General features: G+C 35.4%; 1 protein-coding gene. It reads right to left on the bottom strand.

Going from position 1 to position 322, the window contains the following annotated elements; translation table 11 throughout:
• Positions 1–19: 19 nt before the first annotated feature.
• A partial coding sequence (locus ACNKXS_RS04530) for a YebC/PmpR family DNA-binding transcriptional regulator (RefSeq protein ID WP_417919820.1) occupies positions 20–322 on the bottom strand: 303 nt, incomplete at its 5' end.

Below are 322 nucleotides of genomic sequence, written 5' to 3'. Positions count from 1 at the left end.
TATCCAGGAGGAAAATTAATTACTCCTCCTCCATTTTTGTAATTAGTTCATCGGTCACGTCCAGTGTATGATAAACGTTCTGAACGTCATCGTCATCTTCAAATTTTTCGATGAGGTTCAGGATTTTGATAGCATCTTCCACAGGTAATTCAGTAGTATTTAAAGGTATACGCTGTACTTCAGAATTTTTAGGTTCTATACTTAGTTCTTCAAGTTTTGAAGACATCATTCCAAAATCATTGAAATCTGTATAAACTGTTAGATATTCGTCTTCCTTATCAAAACTTGATGCACCACCCTCAATAAGCTCCAGTTCCAGTTC

Origin of the sequence: Christiangramia marina, assembly GCF_048285865.1 — a bacterium.
GTDB lineage: Bacteria > Bacteroidota > Bacteroidia > Flavobacteriales > Flavobacteriaceae > Christiangramia > Christiangramia marina.
Note: the sequence above shows the minus strand (reverse complement) of the source record. Positions and strands in the feature narration are given on the sequence as shown.